The organism is Sphaerisporangium sp. NPDC049003, from assembly GCF_043197795.1.
GTDB lineage: Bacteria > Actinomycetota > Actinomycetes > Streptosporangiales > Streptosporangiaceae > Sphaerisporangium.
Window position 1 is genome coordinate 134,302 of the sequence record NZ_JBICTU010000016.1, and the last position, 21,966, is coordinate 156,267.

The window sequence follows — 21,966 nt, forward strand, 5'->3', positions numbered from 1 at the left end:
TCGGCGACGGCCCGCTCCGCCGCCCTGTAGGCGTGCGAGCGCTCCACGCGCCGTCCGAGGACCACCTGCTGGGTGAGGAGCTGACCCGCCACCGCGACCAGGACGAGCACGGCGGGCACGCGCCCGCGGCGGGCGGCCCGCACCAGGAGCAGGGCCACCGGCAGGGCCAGCACCGCGTAGGCGGGCAACAGGAAGCGCGGCGCGCCGTACCCCACCAGGAACAGGTACTGCGCCGCCAGCCCGGCCCCGGCCGCGCAGGCCAGGCCGTACGGCCGCGCCACGCCGAGCCGGCGCGCCACCAGCAGGCCTCCCGCGACGGCGAAGGGCAGCGCGAGCCACCAGAGCGCCAGGTAGGGGTACCTCACCGGGATCGTGCACGGGCGGCACAGCAGCGGCCCGTTGAGCGCGGCGAACTCGTGGACGAAACCCCAGGTGGGCCTCAGTCGTCCCTGGATCCTGCTCGCCTCCTCGATTCGGTGCGCCAGCCCCCCGTACCGGATGAAGGCCTCGGCGACCCACGGCGCGAGCCCCAGCCCGAGTCCCCCGGCCAGGGCGAGGAGAACGGGTCCGCGCCGCCATTCCCGCACGGCGAGCCACGCGAGGGCCAGCGGGAGCGCGAGCCACACGGCGTCGCCGGGTCGCAGCGCCGCGACGGCGGCCAGGCTCAGCGCGAGCCCGGCCGACGGGTCGCGGGCCCACCGCCGGAGCCGGGCGGGGTCCCGCACGTGGTCCCCGGCGGCGTCCGGCACCGAGCTCCGGGCGTGGTCCCCCACGTTCCGGGGGGCCGGGACGCGGGCGGCGAGCAGGAAGAAGGCGACCGCCGCCACCGAGGCGTAGGCGACGTACAGGTTCGGCATGACGGCGCCGCCGTAGTACTGCGCGACCCACAGCCCGCCGAGCAGCAGCGCCGCCAGGGCCACCGTGGCCGAGCGGCCACGATGGGCGAGCACGCGCAGCCACGGCAGATACGCCACGAACAGTCCGCCGCAGGACAGCAGCGTCATCCAGACCCGTACGACCTGCGGCGAGTCCGACACGTACGCCGCGGGAGCGGCCAGCCACGTGATCCCCCGGGCGCGGGGGGCGGTGAAGAGGGCGTCCGGCAGGCGTGGGCTCACCTGGCTGAGATAGACCAGCTCGTCCCACCCCCAGCGCAGGGTGGGACCGACGAAGACGAGCTGCGCCAGCCCGTACAGCACGGCCACGAGCGCCAGCGGGAACGCGGGGTGGGTGACCCAGGGCGGAAGCGGGCGCGTCCTCGGGCCGCCGGCCACGGGCCGGCCGGTCGCATTCTCACGTTTCCCGGCCACCGTCATGGGGCCGATCAAACCCGGTGGAACTACCGGCGAACCGCCTCACATGCGGCTCTTGGTGATCTCCCGCCCGGACCTGTACCGAACGCGTGGGCGGCCGGCGCCGGAGAACCCGGCGGCGGCCGTCAGGGACGCGGAGGGAGGGTCAGCCGCCGGAGACCAGCGAGCCGATGGTGTGGACGCGCAGGGCGTTGGTGGAGCCGTGGTTGCCGGGAGGCGAGCCGGCCACGATGACGACCTTGTCGCCCTTCTCGTAGTGGCCGCCCGACAGCAGGGCGGACTCCACCTGGCGCACCATGTCGTCGGTGTGGTGAACGAACGGCACCTCGAAGGTCTCCACGCCCCAGGTGAGGGCCAGCTGGCCGCGCACCTCGGGGGCGGAGGTGAAGGCCAGCAGCGGGATCGGCGAGCGGTAACGGGCGAGCCGGCGGGCGGTCTCCCCCGACATCGTGAAGGCGCACAGGGCCTTGGCGCCGACGATCGCCCCGACCTCGGCCGCCGCACGCGCGATCGCGCCACCGGTGGTCTCGGGGAGCCGGTCGAAGGTGTGCGTCGACTGGAGCGCCTCCTCCTCGGCGGCGGAGGCGATGCGGGCCATGGTCGCGACCGACTCGATGGGGTAGCTGCCGACCGAGGTCTCGCCGGAGAGCATGACGGCGTCGGCGCCGTCCATCACGGCGTAGGCGACGTCGGAGACCTCGGCGCGGGTGGGCCGCTGGGCGCTCATCATCGAGTCGAGCATCTGGGTGGCCACGATGACCGGGTGGGCCTTCTCCCTGGCGAGGGCGATCGCGCGCCGCTGCACGATCGGCACCTGCTCCAGCGGGAGCTCCACGCCGAGGTCGCCTCGGGCGACCATGATGCCGTCGAAGGCGTCGACGATGGCTTCGAGGTGCTCCACGGCCTGCGGCTTCTCGATCTTGGCGAGGAGCGGGAGGTGGACGCCCTCCTCGTCCATGATGGCGCGGACGGTGAGGGCGTCGTCGGGGCTGCGCACGAAGGACAGGGCGATCATGTCGAAGCCCGTGCGGAGGGCCCAGCGCAGGTCCTCCTCGTCCTTCTCGGTGAGGGCGGGGGCCGAGACGGCGACGCCCGGCAGGTTGAGACCCTTGTTGTCGGAGATCATGCCGCCGACGACCACCTTGGTGACGACGCGGGGACCGTCGACCGCCGTGGCCTCCAGCACCAGGCGGCCGTCGTCGACGAGGATCGTGTCACCGGGGCGCACGTCGCCGGGCAGGCCCTCGTAGGTCGTGGAGACCAGGTCGCGGTCGCCGGGTACGTCCTCGGTGGTGATCGTGAAGACGTCGCCGAAGCCGAGGCGCACGGGCCCCTCGGCGAAACGGCCCACTCGGATCTTGGGTCCCTGCAGGTCGGCGAGGACGCCGACCGCCATGCCCAGCTCGGCCGCGGCCTCCCTCACCCGGCTGTGGATCTCCTTGTGGAGCTCGTGGCTCCCGTGGCTGAGGTTGAACCGCGCCACGTTCATACCGGCGGCGATCAGCTCACGCAGCCGCTCCGGAGAGGAGGTGGCGGGCCCCAGTGTGCAGACAATCTTCGCTCGACGACTCACAAGTCCTACCCTAATTGGTACAGACCACTTGATGATGACGAAGTTCACAGCGCCTGGAGAAATCCAGGTGACGTGAACCTGCCATCGGGCGACCCCGGGCACGTCGCCGCAGGTAGAACGATGCCTGAGACGCGAGCCACGACGAATGCGACCGGGCGCTCCAGGTCCGTATTCGTATGCGTGTGGCCTCCAGGATAGTTGTCGCCGGCCGGCCGGGCGGCCGCGTCGCCGAACCGGCCCTTGCCGTTAACCACGCGTTCGTCAAGGCGCGTTCGCCTGGCCGGCCGTGGGAGCGGAGAACGAGGCGTGAAAAAGAGTGAGCCCCCGAAGCCGGCATGACCTCGGGGGCTGGGAGCGGCGGCGGGCCGGGGTCAGCCCTTGGTGGTGGCGGCGCGGTAGGCGTCGACGAGGCCGTGGCCGTAGAAGCCGTTCTTCGACTTCGAACCGGAGCAGACGTGCGTCTCCTCGCTGACGGAGTAGGTGGTCGAGCCGGACGAGGGGCACTCGGTCGGGGTGGCCGTCGCGTACAGCAGCTCCTCGACCCGCGCGGGGCTGAGGGTGAGGCCGCCCTTGCCCGGCTTGCCGAAGCGGCTGATCAGGATGGCGGCGACGCCCGCGGCGTGCGGCGAGGCCATCGAGGTGCCAGAAAGGTACTGGTAGTACGCGCACTTGCCGCTATGGCATTCGCGGATCACCGAGGAGCTGGTGGGCTTGCCCGAGCCGTCGATCAGCTTCTGCTTGCGCAGCGCGCCGGTCGGAGCGGCGGCGAGGATCTCCCTGGCCGTCCCCTTCAGGGAGGTGCCGGCGTCCGCCGGGTCGCCGCCGGGGGCCGACAGGTCGGTCTCGATGCCGTAGTCGGAGTACCAGGCCTTCTTCTTGCTGGGCCCGACGGCGGAGACCGAGATGACGCCGCGCGACTCGGCGGGCACGTTCAGGCAGGAGTTGTCGATCGTCCGCTCACGCTCGGTGCCGGCCGGGTAGCCGGGGCTGCTCTTGTCGATCGTGGGGGCGCCGAGGTCGGTCGACTCGTTGCCGAGCGCGCTGATGAGCGTGACGCCGTGCTTGCGGGCGTAGTCGAGCGCACGCTGGACGCCGGTGATGATGCCCTGCTGCTGCAACTGCTCGGCGCGGGAGTCGGCCGGGTTGTGTGCGCAGTTGAAGGTCCACGGGTCGACGTAGAAGCTCATGTTGACCACGTCGATGCCCACGTCGCCCGCGTAGGTGAGGGCGTCGAGCACCGGCTTGAGGAAGAAGAAGCCCGAGTCGGCCCCGGCGCGGATGTTGACCAGCGACACGTCGGGCGCGACGCCCGCGACCCCGATGCCGTTGAGCGGCGAGCCGATCGTGCTGGCGACGTGCGTGCCGTGGCCGTCGTCGTCCACGTCGACCGGGTCCTTGCAGCCCTTGTACTCGCAGGGCCCGTCGAGCGTCTTGCCCCTTGCGTCCTTGGGGCGGTCGACCACGAAGTTGCGGCTGAGCGCACGGTTGAAGTTGGGGGCGATGTCGGGGTGCTTGCCGTCGACCCCGGTGTCGATGATGCCGACCAGCACCTTCTTGCTGCCGCGCTCTTTGGCGTACGAGCCGGTGGGCGTGGCGCCGATCATCTTCATGTCCCACTGGCGGCCGGACAGCGGATCGCCGTGCGGCGAGGCCGTGCCTGACGAGGCCCCCGCCGCCGACGCGCCGGATGTCCCCGATGTCCCGGCGGCGGGCGCGAGCGCCTGCGCGGACGAGGTCCAGGTGGCGGGCATGGAGGACTCCGCCACCGACATCGGGGCGGTGGGCACCGAGGCCCGGTCTCCGGAGCTAAGGGCGGTGGCCGCGCCGATCCTGCGGTTGCCGGTCACCCCGACCACGGACGTGCTGGCGCCGAGCCGCTCGGCGAAGCCCTTGGCGGGGCCCTGCGCGATGACGTACCCGAGCTTGGCGTCGACCGCCTCGACCGTGCCGCCGCCGGCCCTGATCGCGCCGAGCGCGCCGGCCTGCCTGCCCTGAGCGTAGAAGACGAGGTACTGGCCCGCCTCGGACGACGCGGGCGCGGCGACCGCGCCGGCACCCGTCACAAGAGAGCCCGCCGCCAGCGTTCCCGCCACCGCGACCGAAACGACAGCGCCTGTCAGGCGTCTGTACCCCCGCACCATTGACCCTCTCCTCATGCCTCTCACCGACGAGGCAGCATCTTTCAGGGGATCGAGGACCAAAGCAAGTTGTCGATGAAATCCCCGGCAATCGATCCGTAATATCCCTATATAGCGGAAAATGATGCCATAAATGGCCGAACCGCTATAAAAGAGACGGCGCCCCGAGGCGCGGGACGCCGTCCTGTGTCGCGTCAGACCAGCGGGCGCGCCGTCGGCGGGATCGCCACGGGCAGGGCCGTCTGGCCGGTCAGGAAGCGGTCGGCGGCCGCGGCGGCCGAGCGGCCCTCCGCGATCGCCCATACGATGAGCGACTGGCCGCGGCCCATGTCACCGGCCACGAACACCCCCTCCACACCCGACATATACGACTTGTCCCTCGCCACGTTGCCCCGGGCGTCGAAGAACGCGCCAGGGTCGTCGGCGAGAGCCGCGAGGTCGGTGAGCAGCGCGCCCTTCTCCGGGCCGAGGAAGCCCATCGCCAGCGTGACGAGCTGGGCCGGGATCTCCCGCTCGGTGCCGGGGATGGGCCGGAAGCCCGCCGCCGGCCCCTCCACGTCGACCAGGCGCAGAGCCTTCACCCGTCCCTGCTCGTCCGCGACGAACTCGGTCGTGGAGGCGGCGTAAACCCGGGCGCCGCCCCCGTCCTCCAGCTCCTCGTGGGCGCTCTCCATCTTGAACAGCATCGGGTACGTCGGCCACGGCTGGGAGTCCGGCCGCAGGCCCGGAGGCTTCGGCATGATCTCCAGCTGGGTGACCGACAGCGCGCCCTGGCGTACGGCCGTGCCGATGCAGTCGGCGCCGGTGTCACCGCCGCCGATCACCACGACGTGCTTGCCCTCGGCCGAGACCGGGGAGGCGGCGAGGTCGCCCTCCTGCACCTTGTTGGAGAGCGGGAGGTACTCCATGGCCTGGTAGATGCCCTTGTGCTCGCGGCCCGCCACAGGCAGGTCGCGCCACGCGGTGGCGCCTCCGGAGAGCACGATCGCGTCGAACTCCTCGCGGAGCCGCTCGACCGTGACGTCCACGCCGACGTTGACGCCGGTGCGGAACTCGGTGCCCTCCGCGCGCATCTGCGCGAGGCGCCGGTCGACGTGCCGCTTCTCCATCTTGAACTCGGGGATGCCGTACCGGAGCAGGCCGCCGACGCGGTCGGCCCGCTCGAACACCACCACGTCGTGCCCGGCGCGGGTGAGCTGCTGCGCGGCGGCGAGGCCCGCGGGGCCCGACCCGACGACGGCGACCCTCTTGCCCGTCCTGGTGGCCGACGGCTGGGGGGTCACCCAGCCCTCGGCGAAGGCGCGGTCGATGATCTCCACCTCGACCCGCTTGATCGCCACGGGGTCGGCGTTGATGCCGAGCACGCACGCCGCCTCGCACGGAGCCGGGCACAGGCGGCCGGTGAACTCCGGGAAGTTGTTCGTCGCGTGCAGCCGCTCGGTCGCCTCGCGCCAGTCGTCCCGGTACACCAGGTCGTTCCACTCGGGGATGAGGTTCCCGAGCGGGCAGCCGTTGTGGCAGAACGGGATGCCGCAGTCCATGCAGCGCGCGGCCTGGTTGGTGAGCGCGGGCTTCGGGAAGTCCTCGTAGACTTCCCGCCAGTCGCGGATGCGGACGTCGACCGGGCGGCGCGCCGGCAGCTCACGGGCGTGTGTGAGGAAACCCTTGGGGTCGGCCATCGGTGAACCTCCCTTATCCGTGTACGGCGGCCATGACCGCCTCGTCGATGTCCCTGCCTTCGGCCCGCGCGGCCTCCGCCGCCTTGAGCACCCGCTTGTAGTCGATCGGCATGACCTTGCCGAAGCGGGTGAGCGTGCCGTCCCAGTCGTCCAGCAGCGTCTTGGCGACCGTGGAGCCGGTCTCGGCGAGATGGCGCTCGACGATGTCCCTGAGGAACTCCGAGTCCACCTCGGACAACTCCTCGACCTCGACCATCTCGCGGTTGACCCGTGCGGGGTTCAGGTCGAGCACGTAGGCGATGCCGCCCGACATGCCCGCCGCGAAGTTGCGTCCCGTCGGGCCGAGCACGACCGCCCTGCCGCCCGTCATGTACTCGCAGCCGTGGTCGCCCACGCCCTCGACGACGGCGGTGGCGCCGGAGTTGCGGACGCAGAACCGCTCGCCCACGACTCCCCGGATGAAAACCTCGCCGGAGGTCGCGCCGTACAGGCCGACGTTGCCGGCGATCACCTGGGTCTCCGCGCTGAACGGCGCGTCGGGGTGCGGCCGTACCGTGACCCGGCCTCCCGACAGCCCCTTGGCGAGGTAGTCGTTGGCGTCGCCGGTGAGCCGCAGGGTGACGCCGTTCGGCACGAACGCGCCGAAGGAGTTGCCCGCGGAGCCGGTGAAGCTCACGTCGATCGTGTTGTCCGGCAGGCCCTCACCGCCGTACCGCTTGGTCACCTGGTTGCCGAGCATGGTGCCGACCGTGCGGTTGACGTTGCGGATGGGCAGCTCAAGCGTCACCCGGTCGCCGTACTTCAGCGCGCCCTCGGCGAGCTGGATGAGGGTGTTGTCCAGTGCCCTGTCGAGGCCGTGGTCCTGGGCGACCGTGCGGTGCAGCGGCGTGCCCTCGGGCAGCGAGGGCACGTGCAGGATCGGGGACAGGTCTAGACCCGCCGCCTTCCAGTGGTCCTCGGCGGCCGTGGTGTCCAGGAACTCGGCGTGGCCGACGGCCTCCTCGATCGACCGGAACCCGAGCGCCGCGAGGTACTCGCGGACCTCCTCGGCGACGAACTCGAAGAAGTTGACCACGAACTCCGGCTTGCCGTTGAACCGCTTGCGGAGCTCGGGGTTCTGCGTCGCGACGCCGACGGGACAGGTGTCGAGGTGGCAGACGCGCATCATCACGCAGCCCGAGACCACCAGCGGCGCGGTCGCGAAGCCGAACTCCTCTGCGCCCAGCAGCGCCGCCACCACCACGTCGCGGCCGGTCTTGAGCTGGCCGTCCGCCTGCACGACGATGCGGTCGCGCAGCCCGTTGAGCAGGAGCGTCTGCTGGGTCTCGGCCAGACCGAGCTCCCACGGGGTGCCGGCGTGCTTGATCGAGGTCAGCGGCGAGGCCCCGGTGCCGCCGTCGTGGCCCGAGATGAGCACCACGTCGGCGTGCGCCTTGCTGACCCCGGCGGCCACGGTCCCGACGCCGACCTCCGCGACGAGCTTCACGTGGACGCGCGCCTCGGGGTTGGAGTTCTTCAGGTCGTGGATCAGCTGGGCCAGGTCCTCGATCGAGTAGATGTCGTGGTGCGGCGGCGGCGAGATGAGGCCGACGCCGGGAGTGGAGTGCCGGGTCTTGGCGATCCACGGGTACACCTTGTGGCCGGGCAGCTGGCCGCCCTCGCCGGGCTTGGCGCCCTGGGCCATCTTGATCTGCAGGTCGGCGGCGTTGACCAGGTACTCACTGGTCACGCCGAACCGGCCGGAGGCCACCTGCTTGATCGCGGAGCGGCGCACCGGGTCGTGCAGGCGCTCGGGGTCCTCGCCGCCCTCGCCGGTGTTGGACTTGGCGCCCAGCCGGTTCATGGCGATCGCGATGGTCTCGTGCGCCTCCTGCGAGATGGACCCGTAGGACATCGCTCCGGTGGAGAAGCGCTTCACGATGCTCTCGACCGGCTCGACCTCCTCGATCGGGACCGGCGGGCGCACTCCGTCGCGCAGCCTGAACAGGCCGCGCAGCGTCATCAGCTTCTCCGCCTGCGAGTCGACCAGGCCGGTGTACTCCTTGAAGATCTCGTACCGGCGCGTGCGGGTGGCGTGCTGGAGCTTGAAGACCGTCTCGGGGTTGAACAGGTGCGGCTCGCCCTCGCGGCGCCACTGGTACTCGCCGCCGACCTCCAGCCTGCGGTGGGCGTTCTCGGCGCGCGGGTAGGCCCGCAGGTGCCGGAGCCCGGCCTCCTTGGCCAGCACGTCGAAGCCGACGCCGCCCAGCCGGGAGGTGGTGCCCGCGAAGCAGGCGTCGATGACGTCCTGGCCGAGGCCGAGCGCCTCGAAGATCTGCGCGCCGGTGTACGAGGCCACCGTGGACACGCCCATCTTGGACATGATCTTCAGGACGCCCTTGCCGTACGCCTTGATCAGGTTGCGTACGGCGGCACGCGGGTCGAGGGAAAGCGTCCCGGTCGCGATCAGGTCCTCGATGGTCTCGATCGCGAGGTAGGGGTTCACGGCGGAGGCGCCGTACCCGATCAGCAGCGCCATGTGGTGGCACTCGCGGGCCTCGCCGGTCTCGACCACGAGGCCGACGCGCGTGCGCGACCTCTCGTGGATCAGGTGGTGGTGCACCGCGCCGGTCAGCATCAGCGACGGGATCGGGGCCAGACGGCTGTCAGAGCCCCGGTCGGAGAGCACGATGATGCGGGCGCCGCCCGCGATCGCCCGCGACACCTCCCCGCAGATCTCCTCCAGGCGGTGCAGCAGGCCCTCGCCGCCGCCCGCGACCTCGAACAGGCCGGAGACGACGTGCGGCTGGAAGCCGGGCAGCGCGCCCTCGTCGTTGATGTGGATCATCTTGGCGAGCTCGTCGTTGTCGATCACCGGGTACGGCAGGACGAGCCTGCGGCAGGACGCCGGGTCCGGCGCGAGCAGGTTGCCTTCTGGGCCGATGGTCGTCTGCAGCGAGGTGACCAGCTCTTCGCGGATCGCGTCCAGCGGCGGGTTGGTGACCTGGGCGAACAGCTGGCTGAAGTAGTCGAACAGCAGCCGGGGCTTCTCGCTCAGCACGGCGACGGGCGAGTCGGTGCCCATAGAGCCGATCGGCTCGGCGCCCGCCCTGGCCATCGGGGCCAGGATGACGCGCAGCTCCTCCTCGGTGTAGCCGAAGGTCTGCTGGCGCTTCACCAGGGCCTCGCGGGTGACGATCGGGCGCTGCCGCTCGGGCAGCTCCTCGAAGCGCACGAGCCCGGCGTGCAGCCACTCCCCGTACGGGTGCGCGGCGGCCAGCTCGGCCTTGACCTCGTCGTCCTCGATGATCTTGCCGCGCTCGGTGTCGACGAGGAACATCTTGCCGGGCTGCAGGCGGCCCTTGCGGATGACCTTGGACGGCTCGATGTCCAGCACGCCGGCCTCGGACGCCAGGACGACCAGGCCGTCCTCGGTCACCCAGAAGCGGCCCGGGCGCAGGCCGTTGCGGTCGAGGACCGCGCCCACGAGCGTGCCGTCGCTGAAGGTGATCGACGCGGGCCCGTCCCAGGCCTCCATCGAGGTGGAGTGGTACTCGTAGAAGGCCCGCCGGGCGGGATCCATCTCGGTGTGGTTCTCCCACGCCTCGGGGATCATCATGAGCACGGCGTGCGGCAGGCTGCGGCCACCGAGGTGGAGGAGCTCCAGGCACTCGTCGAAGGACGCCGTGTCCGAGCCGTCCGGGTCGCAGATCGGGAACAGCCTCGCGAGGTCGCCGGGGATCAGGTCGGTCGCCAGCATCGCCTCGCGGGCCCGCATCCAGTTGCGGTTACCCTTGACGGTGTTGATCTCGCCGTTGTGGGCGACGTACCGGTACGGGTGCGCCAGCGGCCACGACGGGAAGGTGTTGGTGGAGAAGCGCGAGTGCACCAGCGCGATCGCGCTCGCGAACCTCTCGTCGGACAGGTCGGCGAAGAACGGCTCCAGCTGCGGGGTCGTCAGCATGCCCTTGTAGACGATCGTCCGCGAGGACAGCGACGGGAAGTAGACGTCCACCTCGTGCTCGGCCCGCTTGCGCAGGCAGAACGCCAGGCGGTCGAGCTCCAGCCCGGTCTCGCCGTTCGGCGAGGAGACGAAGAGCTGCACGAAGGCCGGCATCACGGCGCGGGCGCTCGGCCCGGCGTGGGCGGTGTCGATGGGCACCTGGCGCCAGCCGAGGACGGTCAGGCCCTCCTCGGCGGCGATCTCCTCGATCATGCCGACGCCGATCTGGCGGGCCTGCTCGTCGAGAGGGAGGAACGCGATTCCCGCGGCGTAGGAGCCGGCCGGGGGAAGCGGGAAGTCCACGGACTCGCGGAGGAACGTGTCGGGGATCTGCGTCAGGATGCCGGCGCCATCGCCGGTGTCCGGTTCGCTACCCTTGGCCCCTCGGTGATCCAGATTGCACAACGCCGTCAGGGCCTTCGCGACGATGTCATGGCTGCGGCGTCCGGCGACATCCGCCACCATCGCGACACCGCACGCATCGTGTTCCTGCGAGGGGTGATACAGGCCCTGGGGCTCGGGGGAACCGAGGTGGGCAGCAGGCATTGAATCCCTCCCGTCGTCTTCGTCTGCTTCGTCTTGATTGGCGAGTGCAGGCAAGAGGGACGACGTTGGCCCTGCTGCTGTTAGGTGTGTAGAGACTACCTCACCCTGTCGGAATGGTGCCCGCCAGGTTGGTATCGCGAACATTCACCATCTGTGAGAAAACACTTCCGTGCCCGCTGTCGTACGTCCCAGGCCGCAGTGACTCCAACGTCACATGGAAAGGTGTTATTCCAGGTCAGGAACACCGGAGGTGCCCAGAAAGGGGTCAGGATCCGGTCAAGGATCGGTCAGTCGCCGGCGTCCAGGACGCGCCGCTGGACGAACCCGCCGAGGGTCTCCAGGGCGAGCTGGGGGTAGGTGAGATCGGCCCGGCCCTCGTCGCCGACGGGGCCGACCCAGTTCACGACGACGAAATGGCCGAGCGCCCGTACCTCCGCCCGGCTGTGGCCGGCGTCGAACGACTGCGGCTGGCCGGGCGCGAGCCGCAGGAACCCGTCGCCGTCCTTGGGATCGAGCGCCGCCACGAGCCTGTCGGCCGAGGCGCCGTCGGCCAGGTCGAAGACGGCGTACTGGCCCGAGACCCCGCCGTCCGCGCTGGCGAAGCTCGCGCGCAGGACCTGGGCGCACCCGGTGAGAGCGGCGGCCGGGCCGCTCCCCCACACCGCCCCGGCGCAGTCGGAGGAGACCGTGACCTGCCGGCGCTCCATGGTCACGCCCGACGAGGTGAGCCCGGCGGCCTGCCCGAACACCTCCTGCTCGCTCGGCGTGCGGGGATCGCGCGCCCGGGTGGCGATGGGGGCGTACAGGGCTGACGTGCGCTCGCCGCGGAACCGCGCGGGGATCGGGCCCGTCTCGGGGCTCGTGACGACGAAAAGGACCGCCCCGGCCACGGCGAGCACGCCGGCGGCGGCCACGGCGATCAAGGTGCGGCTGGGCATGGCCATTGAGCCTACTTCGCGGGGGGTGCCGAGGGCCCGGTGACGGCGACGACGCGTCGGTAGATCGCCTTCTCGGCGCCCCTGACGCCCAGGATCAGCGACACGAAGTCCTCCTTGGGCGCCGGCTCCCGGCCGTCCGCCCGGCCGACCCACACGAACCCGGCGTAGTGCCCCATCGCGTGACCGCTGGCCTCGGTGTAGCCGTCGGGCACGAACGAGGCCGCCCTGGACTCCAGCGGGCGGACCCACCCGCCTCCCCGGTAAAGAGTGGACATCTCCCGCACGAAACCGTCGGCGGCCGTGGAGCTCGCCATGTTGAACAGGGTGTACTGGGCGACGTAGCGGCGGTCCGCGCTGAGGTAGAGCCCCCGGACCGCCTGGGTGCAGCCGGTGCCGGCGAGCTTGGCGAGCACTCCCCCGCCCCAGGTGACGGGCGCGCAGGCGCCGTCGAGGCGGCGGCCGACCAGCTTGAGGGTCAGCTTGCCGCTCGTCAGCGTCTTGACGCCGAAGACCTCCTCGGCCCGCAGCGGAGCCCCGTCGGCCCTGCGGTCGGCGATCGGGCTGAACAGCTTGGGCGACACCCAGGCCTGGTACTCGTCGGGGTGGGGAAGGCCGATCGTGTCCGCCTCCGTGCTCTGGTCGGGGGGCGGCTGCGAGACGCCGAGGGTGCTGACGATGGCGGTGAGACCGAAGCCGCCCACGAGCACGACCAGAACCGTGCCCACGGCGAACAGGATCCGCTGATGCTTCTCGCTCAGACCCCGCTCGGACAGGGCCTCGACCTCGAAGGAGGACCGGCGTCTCTTGCTGCGCGCGCTCACAGGCCGCCGGCGCCAAGGAGCGTGCCGAGAGCGGACGTCAGGGCGCCCGCGCCCATGGTGAGGAACAGAGACGACGAGAGGGCGACGACCCTGGTGCCCGCGCCGCCTCCCGCGTCACGGGCGATGAGGGCGAAGTTCGGCACCAGACCGTCCATGGCACCGGACACGGCCGGACGGAGCCATCCGCCGGTCACGTCTCGGTGCTTGTGGTGGATCTCGGCGTGCCCCCCCGAGGAGCCGCCCTGGATCATCGTGAATTCGCCTCCGAGTCCGGCACGGCAGGCGCGGGGGCCTCGTGCGACTTCTCGCCCCCGGCCTTACGACCGGCGTCGCCCGCAGGCGGGGTCTCCGCGCTCTTGTCAGCGACCGTGACCGGGGCCTCGGGCTCGCGCGTGGCCGGGGCCTGGGCCTCGGCGGCGTCGGCCTGGCTCGCCGGATGGGCCGGATCGGCGGACGAGCCGGCCTCGGCCGTCAGTGCGACGGTGGTCTCCGGGGACGACGCCCCGGCGAGCTCGTGCTCGTCGGCCTGGTCGGCGGGATGCGCGGGATCGAAGCCGTCGCCGGAGGCGGACCCCGGCACCACGACCTCCTCTGTGGTCTTGTTCCTGGTGACCCAGAAGTAGACCAGCGCGCCGATGAAGATGACCACGGCGGTCCACTGGTTCAGCCGCAGGCCGAGGATGTGGTGCGCGGGATCGACCCGCATGCCCTCGATCCAGAAGCGGCCCAGGGTGTAACCCGCGACGTAGAGCGCGAACAGCCTGGCGTGGCGCAGCCCGTACCGCTTGCCGGCCCAGATGAGCACGCCGGCGACGGCCAGATCCCACAGGAACTCGTAGAGGAACGCGGGATGGTAGGTCGTCACGCCGGGGATCGTGCCGGGACGGCCCGGATCGATCTCCACGGCCCACGGCAGCGTGGTGGGGCCGCCGAACAGCTCCTGGTTGAAGTAGTTGCCCCAGCGCCCGATGGCCTGCGCCACCGCGATGCCGGGCGCCACCGTGTCGGCCACCGCCGACAGCGAGATGCCGCGCCTGCGGCAGGCGATCCACACCCCGACGCCACCGAGCGCGACCGCGCCCCAGATGCCGAGGCCGCCGTGCCAGATGTAGAGCGCGTCGATCGGCCGGTTGGGGGCGTCGGCCCCGAAATACAGCTGCCAGTCGGTGACGACGTGGTAGAGCCGCCCGCCGACCAGGCCGAAGGGTACGGCCCAGACGGCCAGGTCGGTGATCGTGCCGGGCTCGCCGCCACGGGCGCGCCATCGGCGCTCGCCCATCCAGACGGCGACGATGACGCCGAGCACGATGCAGAAAGCGTAGGCCCGCAGAGGGATCGGTCCGAGGTACCAGACCCCTTCTGACGGGCTGGGAAAGGAGGCCAGGGGCATGTCAGGTGACGTTACCGTTTCCGGGCCTACTTCGCGGCATCAAGGATGGCCTTGCGGAGCGACGACGGGCTGAAGGAGATGCTGTTGTCGACCTCCTTGCCGTTGAGCCGCAGCGTGGGCGTGCCCTTGGCGAAGGCGCCGGTTTCCCCGAGCTTCTTGTTGTAGTCGGCCTGGGCCGCGGCCTCCTTCTGGCTCCTCACGCAGGACTCGAAGTTCGGGTCGGTGACCCCGGACTCCTTGCCCCACTTGACCAGGTCGTCGATCGCGAAGCCGGGCTTGGTCTCGGGGGGCTGCTCCTTGAACAGCCTGTCGTGGAAGGCCATCCACTGCTTGCCGTCGGGCACGCACCGGGCGGCCGAGGACGCGCGGACGGTGTTCCCGTGCGTGGGCTCGTTGGTGAAGATGTTCACCGCGTGGTAGACGACCTTCACCTGGCCCGCCGCCGCCATGTTCTTCACGGTCGCGGAGCTCGACTGCTCGAAGGCCTGGCAGGCGGGACACTGGAAGTCCTCGTAGATGTCGAGCACGGGCTTGTCGACGCCCGGCTTCGCCATGACCCTGGAGCCGTCGGACTGCAGGGTGATCGGCGCGAGCTGCCCGCTGAGCGTCTCGGACTTGCCCGACTGGACATACCACCAGGCACCGCCGATGACGGCGATCGCCACGATCACCACGGTCACCACGGTGGCGAGGCGCCTGCGCTGCTGCTGCTTGCGCTCCTGCTCGCGCTGCGACTTGATGCGCTCGCGCGCGGAGAGATCCCGCGCGGCCTTTCCCATCAGAGACTCTCCTTCATGCGGGGCTCGTCGCCCTCGATATCGTCGACGTCGGCGTGCGGCTCGCTCGCGGGGGCCAGCCCCAGCGCGGAGTCGAGCGAGAGGCGGCCGGGCGCGAATCGGACGATCCAGGCTCCCAGCAGGAACAACCCGCCGTCCCGGAGGATCTCCCACAGGTAGCCCGGGCTCTTCCCCTCCGCCAGCTTGCCGCCGCCGCCGAAGCATCCGCAATCGATGCGCAGGCCACGCGCCCACGCCGAAGCGATGCCGACCACGAAGACCAGCATGAGCAGCGCGGAGACGACACCCGCCGCACGCGTGAGCAGCCCGACAACAAGCAACACCCCAACGACGATCTCAACGATCGGCAGGCCGTAGCCCACCGCGGTGGCGACCGGCACCGGCAGTAGCTCGTAGGCCTTCACGGCCTGGACGGAGAGAGCGGGGGTGCCGATCTTCAGCCACCCGGCCGCGATCAGCACGCCCGCGACCACCAGCCGGGCGACGGTCGTCACCCAGGGTACCGCCGGGCGCACGTAAAGCGACCCCATTGGCGCGGGCTCCTTGGAAGTCACCAGCATTCTCGTCTCCTTGTCCAGGAACAGGCCGGTCCGCGAAACGAACCACGCGTGGACTCGTCTGGCACCGGGACGTCGAGCGTCCAGCCCGATACAGGCGTTCGGCCGAAGGGTACCGGTTGACTAGCCCATCATGACCGCGATAAGCGCCTGGTAAACGGCCCTGACTTCAGGATTCGCGGGGCCGGGACGTGGGGAGGAAGAGGCGGCCGGAGACTCGGGCACGTACCCCGGCCGCCGCCCGCGGGCGGCGGCCGGAGGAGCCTCAGGTACGTACTCCGGCCGGCGCCACGGCCCGCCGGAGCCTCAGACCGCCTACGCGGACCGGCACAGCGGGCCGCCGGAGACTTCAGGCGCGTACGCCGGCCGCCATCTCGGCGGTGAGCTCGCGGACCGCCGCGAGGCCGGAGGCCTCGTCGGGGGCGTCGAGCAGGCGGCGGATGAACGCCGACCCCACGATGACGCCGTCGGCGTAGCCCGCGACCTCCGCGGCCTGGGCGCCGGTGCCGACGCCGAGCCCCACGCAGACCGGCAGGTCGGTGTGGGCGCGGCTGCGCTTCACCAGGCCCTCGGCCGCCGCGCTGACGCTCGCGCGCGCGCCGGTGACCCCCATGAGGGAGGCGGCGTAGACGAAACCGGTGCAGCAGTCGGCCACGGCCTGGATGCGCTCGTCAGGGGAGCTGGGAGCGACCAGGAACACCGTGTCGATGCCCGCCGCGGCGCTGAAGGAGCACCAGGGCCCGGCCTCCTCGGGCGTGAGGTCGGGGGTGATGGTGCCCGTGCCCCCGGCGTTGGCGAGGTCGCGGGCGAAGCGCTCGGCGCCGTAGCGGTCGATCGGGTTCCAGTAGGTCATGACCAGCACGGCGGCGCCGGCCTTGGCCACCGCCTCGACGGTGTGCATGACGTCGGCGATGCGGGTGCCGTTGGTCAGCGCCCGGTGCACGGCATCCTGGATGGTGGGACCGTCCATCAGCGGATCGGAGTACGGCAGGCCGATCTCGATGACGTCACAGCCCGCCTCCACCATGGCCGTCGCGGCGGCGATGGCGCCGTCCTTGGTGGGGAAGCCGGCCGGAAGGTATCCGACCAGGGCGGCCCGCTTGTCGGCCCGTGCCTTCTCGAACACCGTCTGAAGAGTCGTCATGTCAGGGAGTCCCGCTTACAGTTTCTGGGGCCTACAGGTTGAAGTACTTCATGGCGGTGCCCATGTCCTTGTCGCCCCGGCCCGAGAGGTTGACCAGGATGGTCGCCTCGGGGCCGAGCTCCCGGCCGAGCTTGATCGTGCCGGCGAGCGCGTGCGAGGACTCGATGGCCGGGATGATGCCCTCGGTGCGGGCGAGCAGGGAGAACGCCTCCATCGCCTCGTCGTCGGTGACGCCGTGGTAGCTCGCGCGGCCGGAGTCCTTCAGCCAGGCGTGCTCGGGGCCGACCCCGGGGTAGTCGAGGCCCGCGGAGATCGAGTGGGACTCGATGGTCTGGCCCTCGTCGTCTTGCAGGACGTAGGTGCGGGAGCCGTGCAGGACGCCGATCGAGCCCTCGGTGAGGGTGAGGGCGTGCTCGCCGCTCTCGACGCCGTGCCCGGCGGCCTCGTAGCCGTGGAGCGCGACGCCCTCGTCGCCGATGAAGGCGTGGAAGACGCCGATGGCGTTGGAGCCGCCGCCGACGGCCGCCGCTACGGCGTCGGGCAGCCGGCCGGTGAGCTCCAGGACCTGGCGCCGGGCCTCGACGCCGATGACGCGCGCGAAGTCACGGACGATCTCGGGGAACGGGGCCGGCCCCGCCACCGTGCCGAACAGGTAGTGCGTGGTGTCGACGTTGGTCACCCAGTCGCGGAACGCCTCGTTGATGGCGTCCTTGAGGGTGCGGCTGCCGTTGCCGACCGGGACGACGGTCGCGCCGAGGAGCTTCATGCGGGCGACGTTGAGCGCCTGGCGCTCGCAGTCGACCTCGCCCATGTAGATGACGCATTCGAGGCCCATGAGCGCGCAGGCGGTCGCGGTCGCGACGCCGTGCTGGCCCGCGCCGGTCTCGGCGATGACGCGCGTCTTGCCGAGGCGCTTGGTGAGCAGGGCCTGGCCCAGCACATTGTTGATCTTGTGGGCGCCGGTGTGCGTCAGGTCCTCGCGCTTGAGCAGCACGCGGGCCCCGCCCGCCACCTCGCTGAACCGCCGCACCTCGGTGATGATGGTCGGCCGGCCGGCGTACGTGCGCAGCAGGTGGTCGAACTCGCGCAGGAACTCGGGGTCGTTCTTCGCGTCCTGGTAGACCCGGGCGACCTCGTCGAGGGCCGGGATCAGCGCCTCGGGCACGAAACGTCCGCCGAACACACCGAAACGGCCGTGGACGTCGGGGTCGTCGCCCGCCGCGTTGCCCACGAGGTCGGCCGTGGTGATCAGAGGGCCTTCTGCGATCGTCACTGCTGCCTCTCGGGTCCGTTGTCGAGTCGCGAAGCGGGGTGAGCCCCCGCGGTGACCAGGTCCACCACGGCGGCCCTGGGGTCCTTGCCGGTGACCAGGCTCTCGCCGACCAGCACGGCGTCGGCGCCCGCCCGGGCGTAGGCCAGCAGGTCGTGCGGGCCGCGCACACCGGACTCGGCGATCTTCAGCACGCCGTCAGGAATCTTGGGCGCGATGCGGGCGAAGACGTCGCGGTCGACCTCAAGGGTCTTGAGGTTCCGCGCGTTGATACCGATGATCTTCGCACCCGCCTCCAGCGCCCGGTCGAGCTCCTCCTCAGTATGCACCTCCACCAGCGGCGCCAGGCCGATCGACTCGGCCCGTTCGATCAGGGACACCAAGGCGTTCTGATCGAGGGCCGCGACGATGAGCAGCGCCAGGTCGGCGCCATGGGCCCGCGCCTCCCACAGCTGGTAGGAGGTGACGACGAAGTCCTTGCGCAGGATGGGGATGTCGACGGCCGCGCGCACCGCCGCCAGGTCTTCGAGACTGCCGCCGAACCTGCGCCGCTCGGTCAGCACGCTGATGACGTGGGCGCCGCCCGCCTCGTAGTCGCCCGCGAGGGCGGCGGGGTCGGCGATCGCCGCCAGCGCGCCCTTGGACGGGCTGGATCGCTTCACCTCGGCGATGACGGAGACCTTGTCGCCGCCCAGAGCGGCGTACGCGTCCCTGGCGGCCGGTGCCCGCCGGGAGCGGTCCTTGAGCTCCGCCAGCGACACGGTCTGCTGCCGATCGGCGAGGTCGGCGCGCACGCCGTCCAGGATCTCGTCGAGCACGCTCACTTGATCTCCTCGCTTGGCTCGCTCACCCGATCAGGGTCCCTCCGGTCGACTGTTGCTTGCGGGTCAGAGGACGCCCTGCCACCCGATCAACTGATCGGGCTGGGGGCCGGCATCCTCTCCCGACCTTGCCCTGCCGATGGTATCGGGCTTACCGCCACCGCCTCGCCACAGGGTCCCTGATCTCGGGGCGTCATGGCGCCAGGAAGCTGCCGAAAGGCAGATTTCTCACGATCCAGTAGACGATGACGAGCGCGAGGAACGCCCAGATGTAGGCCGGATGGGCCAGGGTCGTGCGGGCGGGCCTGCCCTGCCAGGTGCGCAGGGTCCACCGGCCCCACCAGAACAGCAGGAACGGGATGGTGGCCACGGCGAGGGGATTGAGCCCGAGGGCCGCCACCACGTCGCCGTGGGCCAGGGCATGGATGGTGCGCAGCGTGCCGCAGCCGGGGCAGTAGAGCCCCGTGACGAACAGGAACGGGCAGGTCGGGTAGTGACCCGGCGCGTTCGGGTCGACCGCGCCGACGTAGGTGAAGACCGCCCCCGTGAGCGCCGCGGCACCGAGAGGCGCGAGCAGGGACCGTATCCGGTCCGCACCGCGCCTCCCAGCGTGCTCCGCGTGCGAGGTCATCAGTAGTTGTAGCTGACGTTTCCAGCGCTGAAGATCACGGCGAAGAGGACGACGTAGACCACCACCACGACCACGTCGACCACGATGCCCCAGATCAGCGCCCTCTTCCACCAGGTCTTCGCCTCCTGCGACGCGGCGATGGCACCCTGGTAGTCCCCGACCGCCCACTTCGAGTTGACCTGCGACGACTTCACGATCGACACGATGCCGAAAGGAAGACAGCAGAACAGCGTGGTGAGGATCGCGGCGACCAGGTGGTTGTCCGGCGGGGTCGGCGCGCCTCCGGGGGGCTGCTGGCCGTAGCCACCCCCCGGAGGCGGGTAACCGCCCTGTCCGTATCCCCCGCCCTGCTGGCCGTACCCCCCACCGGGCTGAGGGTTGTGATCCTCAGGATTGCCCGGCTGATTCCCGTAACTCATTGAATGGCTCCCGTGACGTCAATGTGCGTGTTGCGCTGCGGAAGCATAGCGATGTCCGGAGACACGAAGGGCCGAAGTCGCACTTTGTGGGCAACTTGTCATGGAGATCGACACGTTCGCGTTACTCATCCGGTCGCTCCGTCTCGCCCTCCGGCACCACGCCCGGTGCGGTCGTCCGCCGGAACGTCGGTAGGGTCGACGCCACGGTCGAGCGCGTCCCACAGTGCTCTCTCGGCGCGTCCGGACCGCTCGGGGGCCGGCGCGGAGCCGGTGCGGCTCGCGCCTCCAAGGGAGGGCGCGGAGCGATCGTAGCGGTCGGACATGCCGGGCCACATGGCGCCGCGCAGCACGGCGAGCACCCCCGCGGCCAGCAGGACGAGACCGCCCGCCGTGGCGACGCCCGGCCAGGCCCAGGCGGCCGACACGACCACCTGGTCCGCGCCGGAGAGTCCGGAGAGCGTCGTGCGCTCCCGCGCGATGGAGACGAGGTGCGAGGACCGGACACCCTGCCACGAGGCCACGACGATCGAGGCGCCGAACAGGGCGATCAGCGCGCCGATCAGCCTGCGCCACGGCCCCCGGGCCGCGAGCACGGCGACCACCGCGGCCAGCGAGGCCAGGGCCAGCGGGCTCAGCACGGGCGCCACGTCGCCTCCGGCCAGCGCCACGGGCTCCGCGTGGACGCCGCCCGGATCGCCGGAGAAGGTCACGCTCGCCCAGGTGCGCCCGGCGGCGACCAGGGCCGACACCGCTCCGGCCGCGCCGGCGGCCACCCACGCCATCAGGGCGCGCCGCGCGGGGCTCGTACGGACCGGAGCGGTGACCGTCATCGCGCCGCCTCCGGCGCTGCGAGGGCCGCCGGGACGCCCGCACGCGCGGCCGGGGTCATGCGGACACCTCCAGCACGCCGGCGTCGAAGCAGGTGCGGTCGCCGGTGTGGCAGGCCGCCCCGACCTGGTCGACCTTGAGCAGGATCGTGTCGCCGTCGCAGTCGAGGGCGACGTGCCTGACCCACTGGACGTGACCGGAGGTCTCGCCCTTCACCCAGTAGGAGCCCCGGCTGCGCGACCAGTAGGTGGCACGGCCGGTGGTCAGCGTGCGGTGCAGCGCCTCGTCGTCCATCCAGGCCAGCATCAGCACCTCGCCGGTGTCGTGCTGCTGGACGACCGCGGGCACCAGCCCGTCCGGGGTACGCTTCAGGCGGTCCGCGATCTTCTGGTCAAGAGGCATAGGGCAATTCTGCCGCAACCAGGCGCAGGGGCAGGTCACCGCAGGGGTATGCCGTGAAACCCGTCGCTCCCCTGTAGACCGAACCCGCCAGCCACTTGGCCGTCGTGGAGGCGACGACGCGTCCCGAGGCGTTCACCAGCAGGGCCGGCGCCGGGATCCGTCTCAGCGCGGGGGTCACGGCCCCCTCGAAGGCCCGCACGAACACGTCCGCCGCCGCCACGCCGACGAAGGCGCCCTCGACCAGCACGGGGACCGACAGCGTGAGGCTGTACTCGTCGGTGCACAGGTAGTCGACGTAGGGGCCGCAGACGGTGCGCTCGGCCCCCGCGTGCGGACCGGCGAACCAGTCCCAGTGGGTGTAGTCGTAGAAGGCGCTGCTCGCGGGGTCCAGGTCGCGTAGGAGCTGCATGGGGGCGCCGCCGGGGTTGTCCTGCCACCATTCGAGGTACCACGGCGCGTCGGCGAGCAGGCCGGGGGCGGCGATGAAGCCGATGCCGGCGATCAGCGCGCCGAGGTGCCCGAACAGCAGCGGGCGCAGCGCCGCGAGGTCGGCGGTCACCGGCGCGCGCCCGCCGCGCCGTACAACCAGAATCCGCTCGGCGGCGGCGGCGCGGACCTCGCGCAGGGAGTGGAACACCCGCTCGGCGGTGTCGCTGACGGTCAGGCACGCCCGGGCGACGGCCGCGCCGGCCTCGTCCTCAACCGTCGTCGCCATGA

18 protein-coding genes are annotated in these 21,966 nt (G+C 71.3%); all 18 read right to left on the reverse strand.

Annotation, left to right across the window (positions count from 1 at the left end; genetic code table 11):
* Positions 1 to 1,458 precede the first annotated feature (1,458 nt).
* The 18 genes from pyk to ACGFIV_RS19390 all read right to left on the reverse strand — a co-directional run bounded on the left by pyk (position 1,459) and on the right by ACGFIV_RS19390 (position 21,964).
* The gene (gene pyk, locus ACGFIV_RS19305; protein WP_358550298.1) at positions 1,459 to 2,886 is read right to left on the reverse strand and encodes a pyruvate kinase; all 1,428 of its coding nucleotides are present in this window, start codon (positions 2,884 to 2,886) and stop codon (positions 1,459 to 1,461) included.
* Between the two features lie 371 nt (positions 2,887 to 3,257).
* Complete coding sequence (locus ACGFIV_RS19310) at positions 3,258 to 4,979, reverse strand: S8 family serine peptidase (protein WP_358550296.1); 1,722 nt, start codon at positions 4,977 to 4,979, stop codon at positions 3,258 to 3,260.
* 239 nt (positions 4,980 to 5,218) lie between these two features.
* A complete protein-coding gene (locus ACGFIV_RS19315; RefSeq protein WP_392836502.1) occupies positions 5,219 to 6,703 on the reverse strand; it encodes a glutamate synthase subunit beta in 1,485 nt (494 codons plus the stop codon).
* A gap of 13 nt (positions 6,704 to 6,716) precedes the next feature.
* Positions 6,717 to 11,231 carry a glutamate synthase large subunit gene (gene gltB / locus ACGFIV_RS19320; protein WP_392836505.1) on the reverse strand — a complete coding sequence of 1,505 codons (4,515 nt, stop codon included), beginning with the start codon at positions 11,229 to 11,231 and terminating at the stop codon, positions 6,717 to 6,719.
* A 287-nt stretch (positions 11,232 to 11,518) separates the two neighbouring features.
* Entirely contained in the window at positions 11,519 to 12,169 is a 651-nt protein-coding gene (locus ACGFIV_RS19325; RefSeq protein WP_392836508.1) for a hypothetical protein, read from the reverse strand.
* Positions 12,170 to 12,180: 11 nt separating this feature from the next.
* Positions 12,181 to 12,990 (reverse strand): hypothetical protein, encoded by an 810-nt coding sequence (locus tag ACGFIV_RS19330; RefSeq protein WP_358550288.1) that lies wholly within the window; start codon positions 12,988 to 12,990, stop codon positions 12,181 to 12,183.
* Positions 12,987 to 13,241, reverse strand: coding sequence for a hypothetical protein (locus ACGFIV_RS19335; RefSeq protein WP_358550286.1), 255 nt, complete (start codon positions 13,239 to 13,241; stop codon positions 12,987 to 12,989). Before ACGFIV_RS19335 ends, ACGFIV_RS19330 begins: the two co-directional genes overlap by 4 nt.
* On the reverse strand, positions 13,238 to 14,380 hold the full coding sequence (gene lgt, locus ACGFIV_RS19340) for a prolipoprotein diacylglyceryl transferase (protein ID WP_358550284.1): 1,143 nt from the start codon (positions 14,378 to 14,380) through the stop codon (positions 13,238 to 13,240). Before lgt ends, ACGFIV_RS19335 begins: the two co-directional genes overlap by 4 nt.
* A 26-nt stretch (positions 14,381 to 14,406) precedes the next feature.
* Positions 14,407 to 15,159 (reverse strand): thioredoxin domain-containing protein, encoded by a 753-nt coding sequence (locus tag ACGFIV_RS19345; protein WP_358550282.1) that lies wholly within the window; start codon positions 15,157 to 15,159, stop codon positions 14,407 to 14,409.
* Positions 15,159 to 15,737 carry a MauE/DoxX family redox-associated membrane protein gene (locus ACGFIV_RS19350; protein WP_358550280.1) on the reverse strand — a complete coding sequence of 193 codons (579 nt, stop codon included), beginning with the start codon at positions 15,735 to 15,737 and terminating at the stop codon, positions 15,159 to 15,161. The genes ACGFIV_RS19345 and ACGFIV_RS19350 overlap by 1 nt, the downstream gene beginning before the upstream one ends.
* A 346-nt stretch (positions 15,738 to 16,083) precedes the next feature.
* Positions 16,084 to 16,878, reverse strand: coding sequence for a tryptophan synthase subunit alpha (gene trpA / locus ACGFIV_RS19355; RefSeq protein WP_358550277.1), 795 nt, complete (start codon positions 16,876 to 16,878; stop codon positions 16,084 to 16,086).
* Between the two features lie 31 nt (positions 16,879 to 16,909).
* Positions 16,910 to 18,151, reverse strand: coding sequence for a tryptophan synthase subunit beta (gene trpB / locus ACGFIV_RS19360; RefSeq protein WP_392836516.1), 1,242 nt, complete (start codon positions 18,149 to 18,151; stop codon positions 16,910 to 16,912).
* Positions 18,148 to 18,972 carry an indole-3-glycerol phosphate synthase TrpC gene (gene trpC / locus ACGFIV_RS19365; RefSeq protein ID WP_358550275.1) on the reverse strand — a complete coding sequence of 275 codons (825 nt, stop codon included), beginning with the start codon at positions 18,970 to 18,972 and terminating at the stop codon, positions 18,148 to 18,150. Before trpC ends, trpB begins: the two co-directional genes overlap by 4 nt.
* Positions 18,973 to 19,162: 190 nt before the next feature.
* A complete protein-coding gene (locus ACGFIV_RS19370; RefSeq protein WP_358550273.1) occupies positions 19,163 to 19,600 on the reverse strand; it encodes a DUF2752 domain-containing protein in 438 nt (145 codons plus the stop codon).
* Positions 19,600 to 20,019 (reverse strand): CD225/dispanin family protein, encoded by a 420-nt coding sequence (locus ACGFIV_RS19375; RefSeq protein ID WP_358550271.1) that lies wholly within the window; start codon positions 20,017 to 20,019, stop codon positions 19,600 to 19,602. The genes ACGFIV_RS19370 and ACGFIV_RS19375 overlap by 1 nt, the downstream gene beginning before the upstream one ends.
* A gap of 125 nt (positions 20,020 to 20,144) precedes the next feature.
* Entirely contained in the window at positions 20,145 to 20,849 is a 705-nt protein-coding gene (locus tag ACGFIV_RS19380; protein WP_392836521.1) for a TIGR02234 family membrane protein, read from the reverse strand.
* Between the two features lie 55 nt (positions 20,850 to 20,904).
* Positions 20,905 to 21,249, reverse strand: coding sequence for a phosphoribosyl-AMP cyclohydrolase (gene hisI, locus ACGFIV_RS19385; protein WP_358550267.1), 345 nt, complete (start codon positions 21,247 to 21,249; stop codon positions 20,905 to 20,907).
* A complete protein-coding gene (locus tag ACGFIV_RS19390) occupies positions 21,239 to 21,964 on the reverse strand; it encodes a cache domain-containing protein (protein ID WP_358550265.1) in 726 nt (241 codons plus the stop codon). Before ACGFIV_RS19390 ends, hisI begins: the two co-directional genes overlap by 11 nt.
* Positions 21,965 to 21,966 lie beyond the last annotated feature (2 nt).

What these genes read in the sequence shown, in the direction of transcription:
- ACGFIV_RS19315 (WP_392836502.1), bottom strand. Translation starts at nt 6,703, where the DNA reads ATGGCCGACCCCAAGGGTTTCCTCACACACGCCCGTGAGCTGCCGGCG.
- gltB (WP_392836505.1), bottom strand. Translation starts at nt 11,231, where the DNA reads ATGCCTGCTGCCCACCTCGGTTCCCCCGAGCCCCAGGGCCTGTATCAC.
- ACGFIV_RS19325 (WP_392836508.1), bottom strand. Translation starts at nt 12,169, where the DNA reads ATGCCCAGCCGCACCTTGATCGCCGTGGCCGCCGCCGGCGTGCTCGCC.
- ACGFIV_RS19335 (WP_358550286.1), bottom strand. Translation starts at nt 13,241, where the DNA reads ATGATCCAGGGCGGCTCCTCGGGGGGGCACGCCGAGATCCACCACAAG.
- lgt (WP_358550284.1), bottom strand. Translation starts at nt 14,380, where the DNA reads ATGCCCCTGGCCTCCTTTCCCAGCCCGTCAGAAGGGGTCTGGTACCTC.
- ACGFIV_RS19345 (WP_358550282.1), bottom strand. Translation starts at nt 15,159, where the DNA reads ATGGGAAAGGCCGCGCGGGATCTCTCCGCGCGCGAGCGCATCAAGTCG.
- ACGFIV_RS19350 (WP_358550280.1), bottom strand. Translation starts at nt 15,737, where the DNA reads ATGCTGGTGACTTCCAAGGAGCCCGCGCCAATGGGGTCGCTTTACGTG.
- trpA (WP_358550277.1), bottom strand. Translation starts at nt 16,878, where the DNA reads ATGACGACTCTTCAGACGGTGTTCGAGAAGGCACGGGCCGACAAGCGG.
- ACGFIV_RS19370 (WP_358550273.1), bottom strand. Translation starts at nt 19,600, where the DNA reads ATGACCTCGCACGCGGAGCACGCTGGGAGGCGCGGTGCGGACCGGATA.
- ACGFIV_RS19375 (WP_358550271.1), bottom strand. Translation starts at nt 20,019, where the DNA reads ATGAGTTACGGGAATCAGCCGGGCAATCCTGAGGATCACAACCCTCAG.
- ACGFIV_RS19380 (WP_392836521.1), bottom strand. Translation starts at nt 20,849, where the DNA reads ATGACGGTCACCGCTCCGGTCCGTACGAGCCCCGCGCGGCGCGCCCTG.
- hisI (WP_358550267.1), bottom strand. Translation starts at nt 21,249, where the DNA reads ATGCCTCTTGACCAGAAGATCGCGGACCGCCTGAAGCGTACCCCGGAC.
- ACGFIV_RS19390 (WP_358550265.1), bottom strand. Translation starts at nt 21,964, where the DNA reads ATGGCGACGACGGTTGAGGACGAGGCCGGCGCGGCCGTCGCCCGGGCG.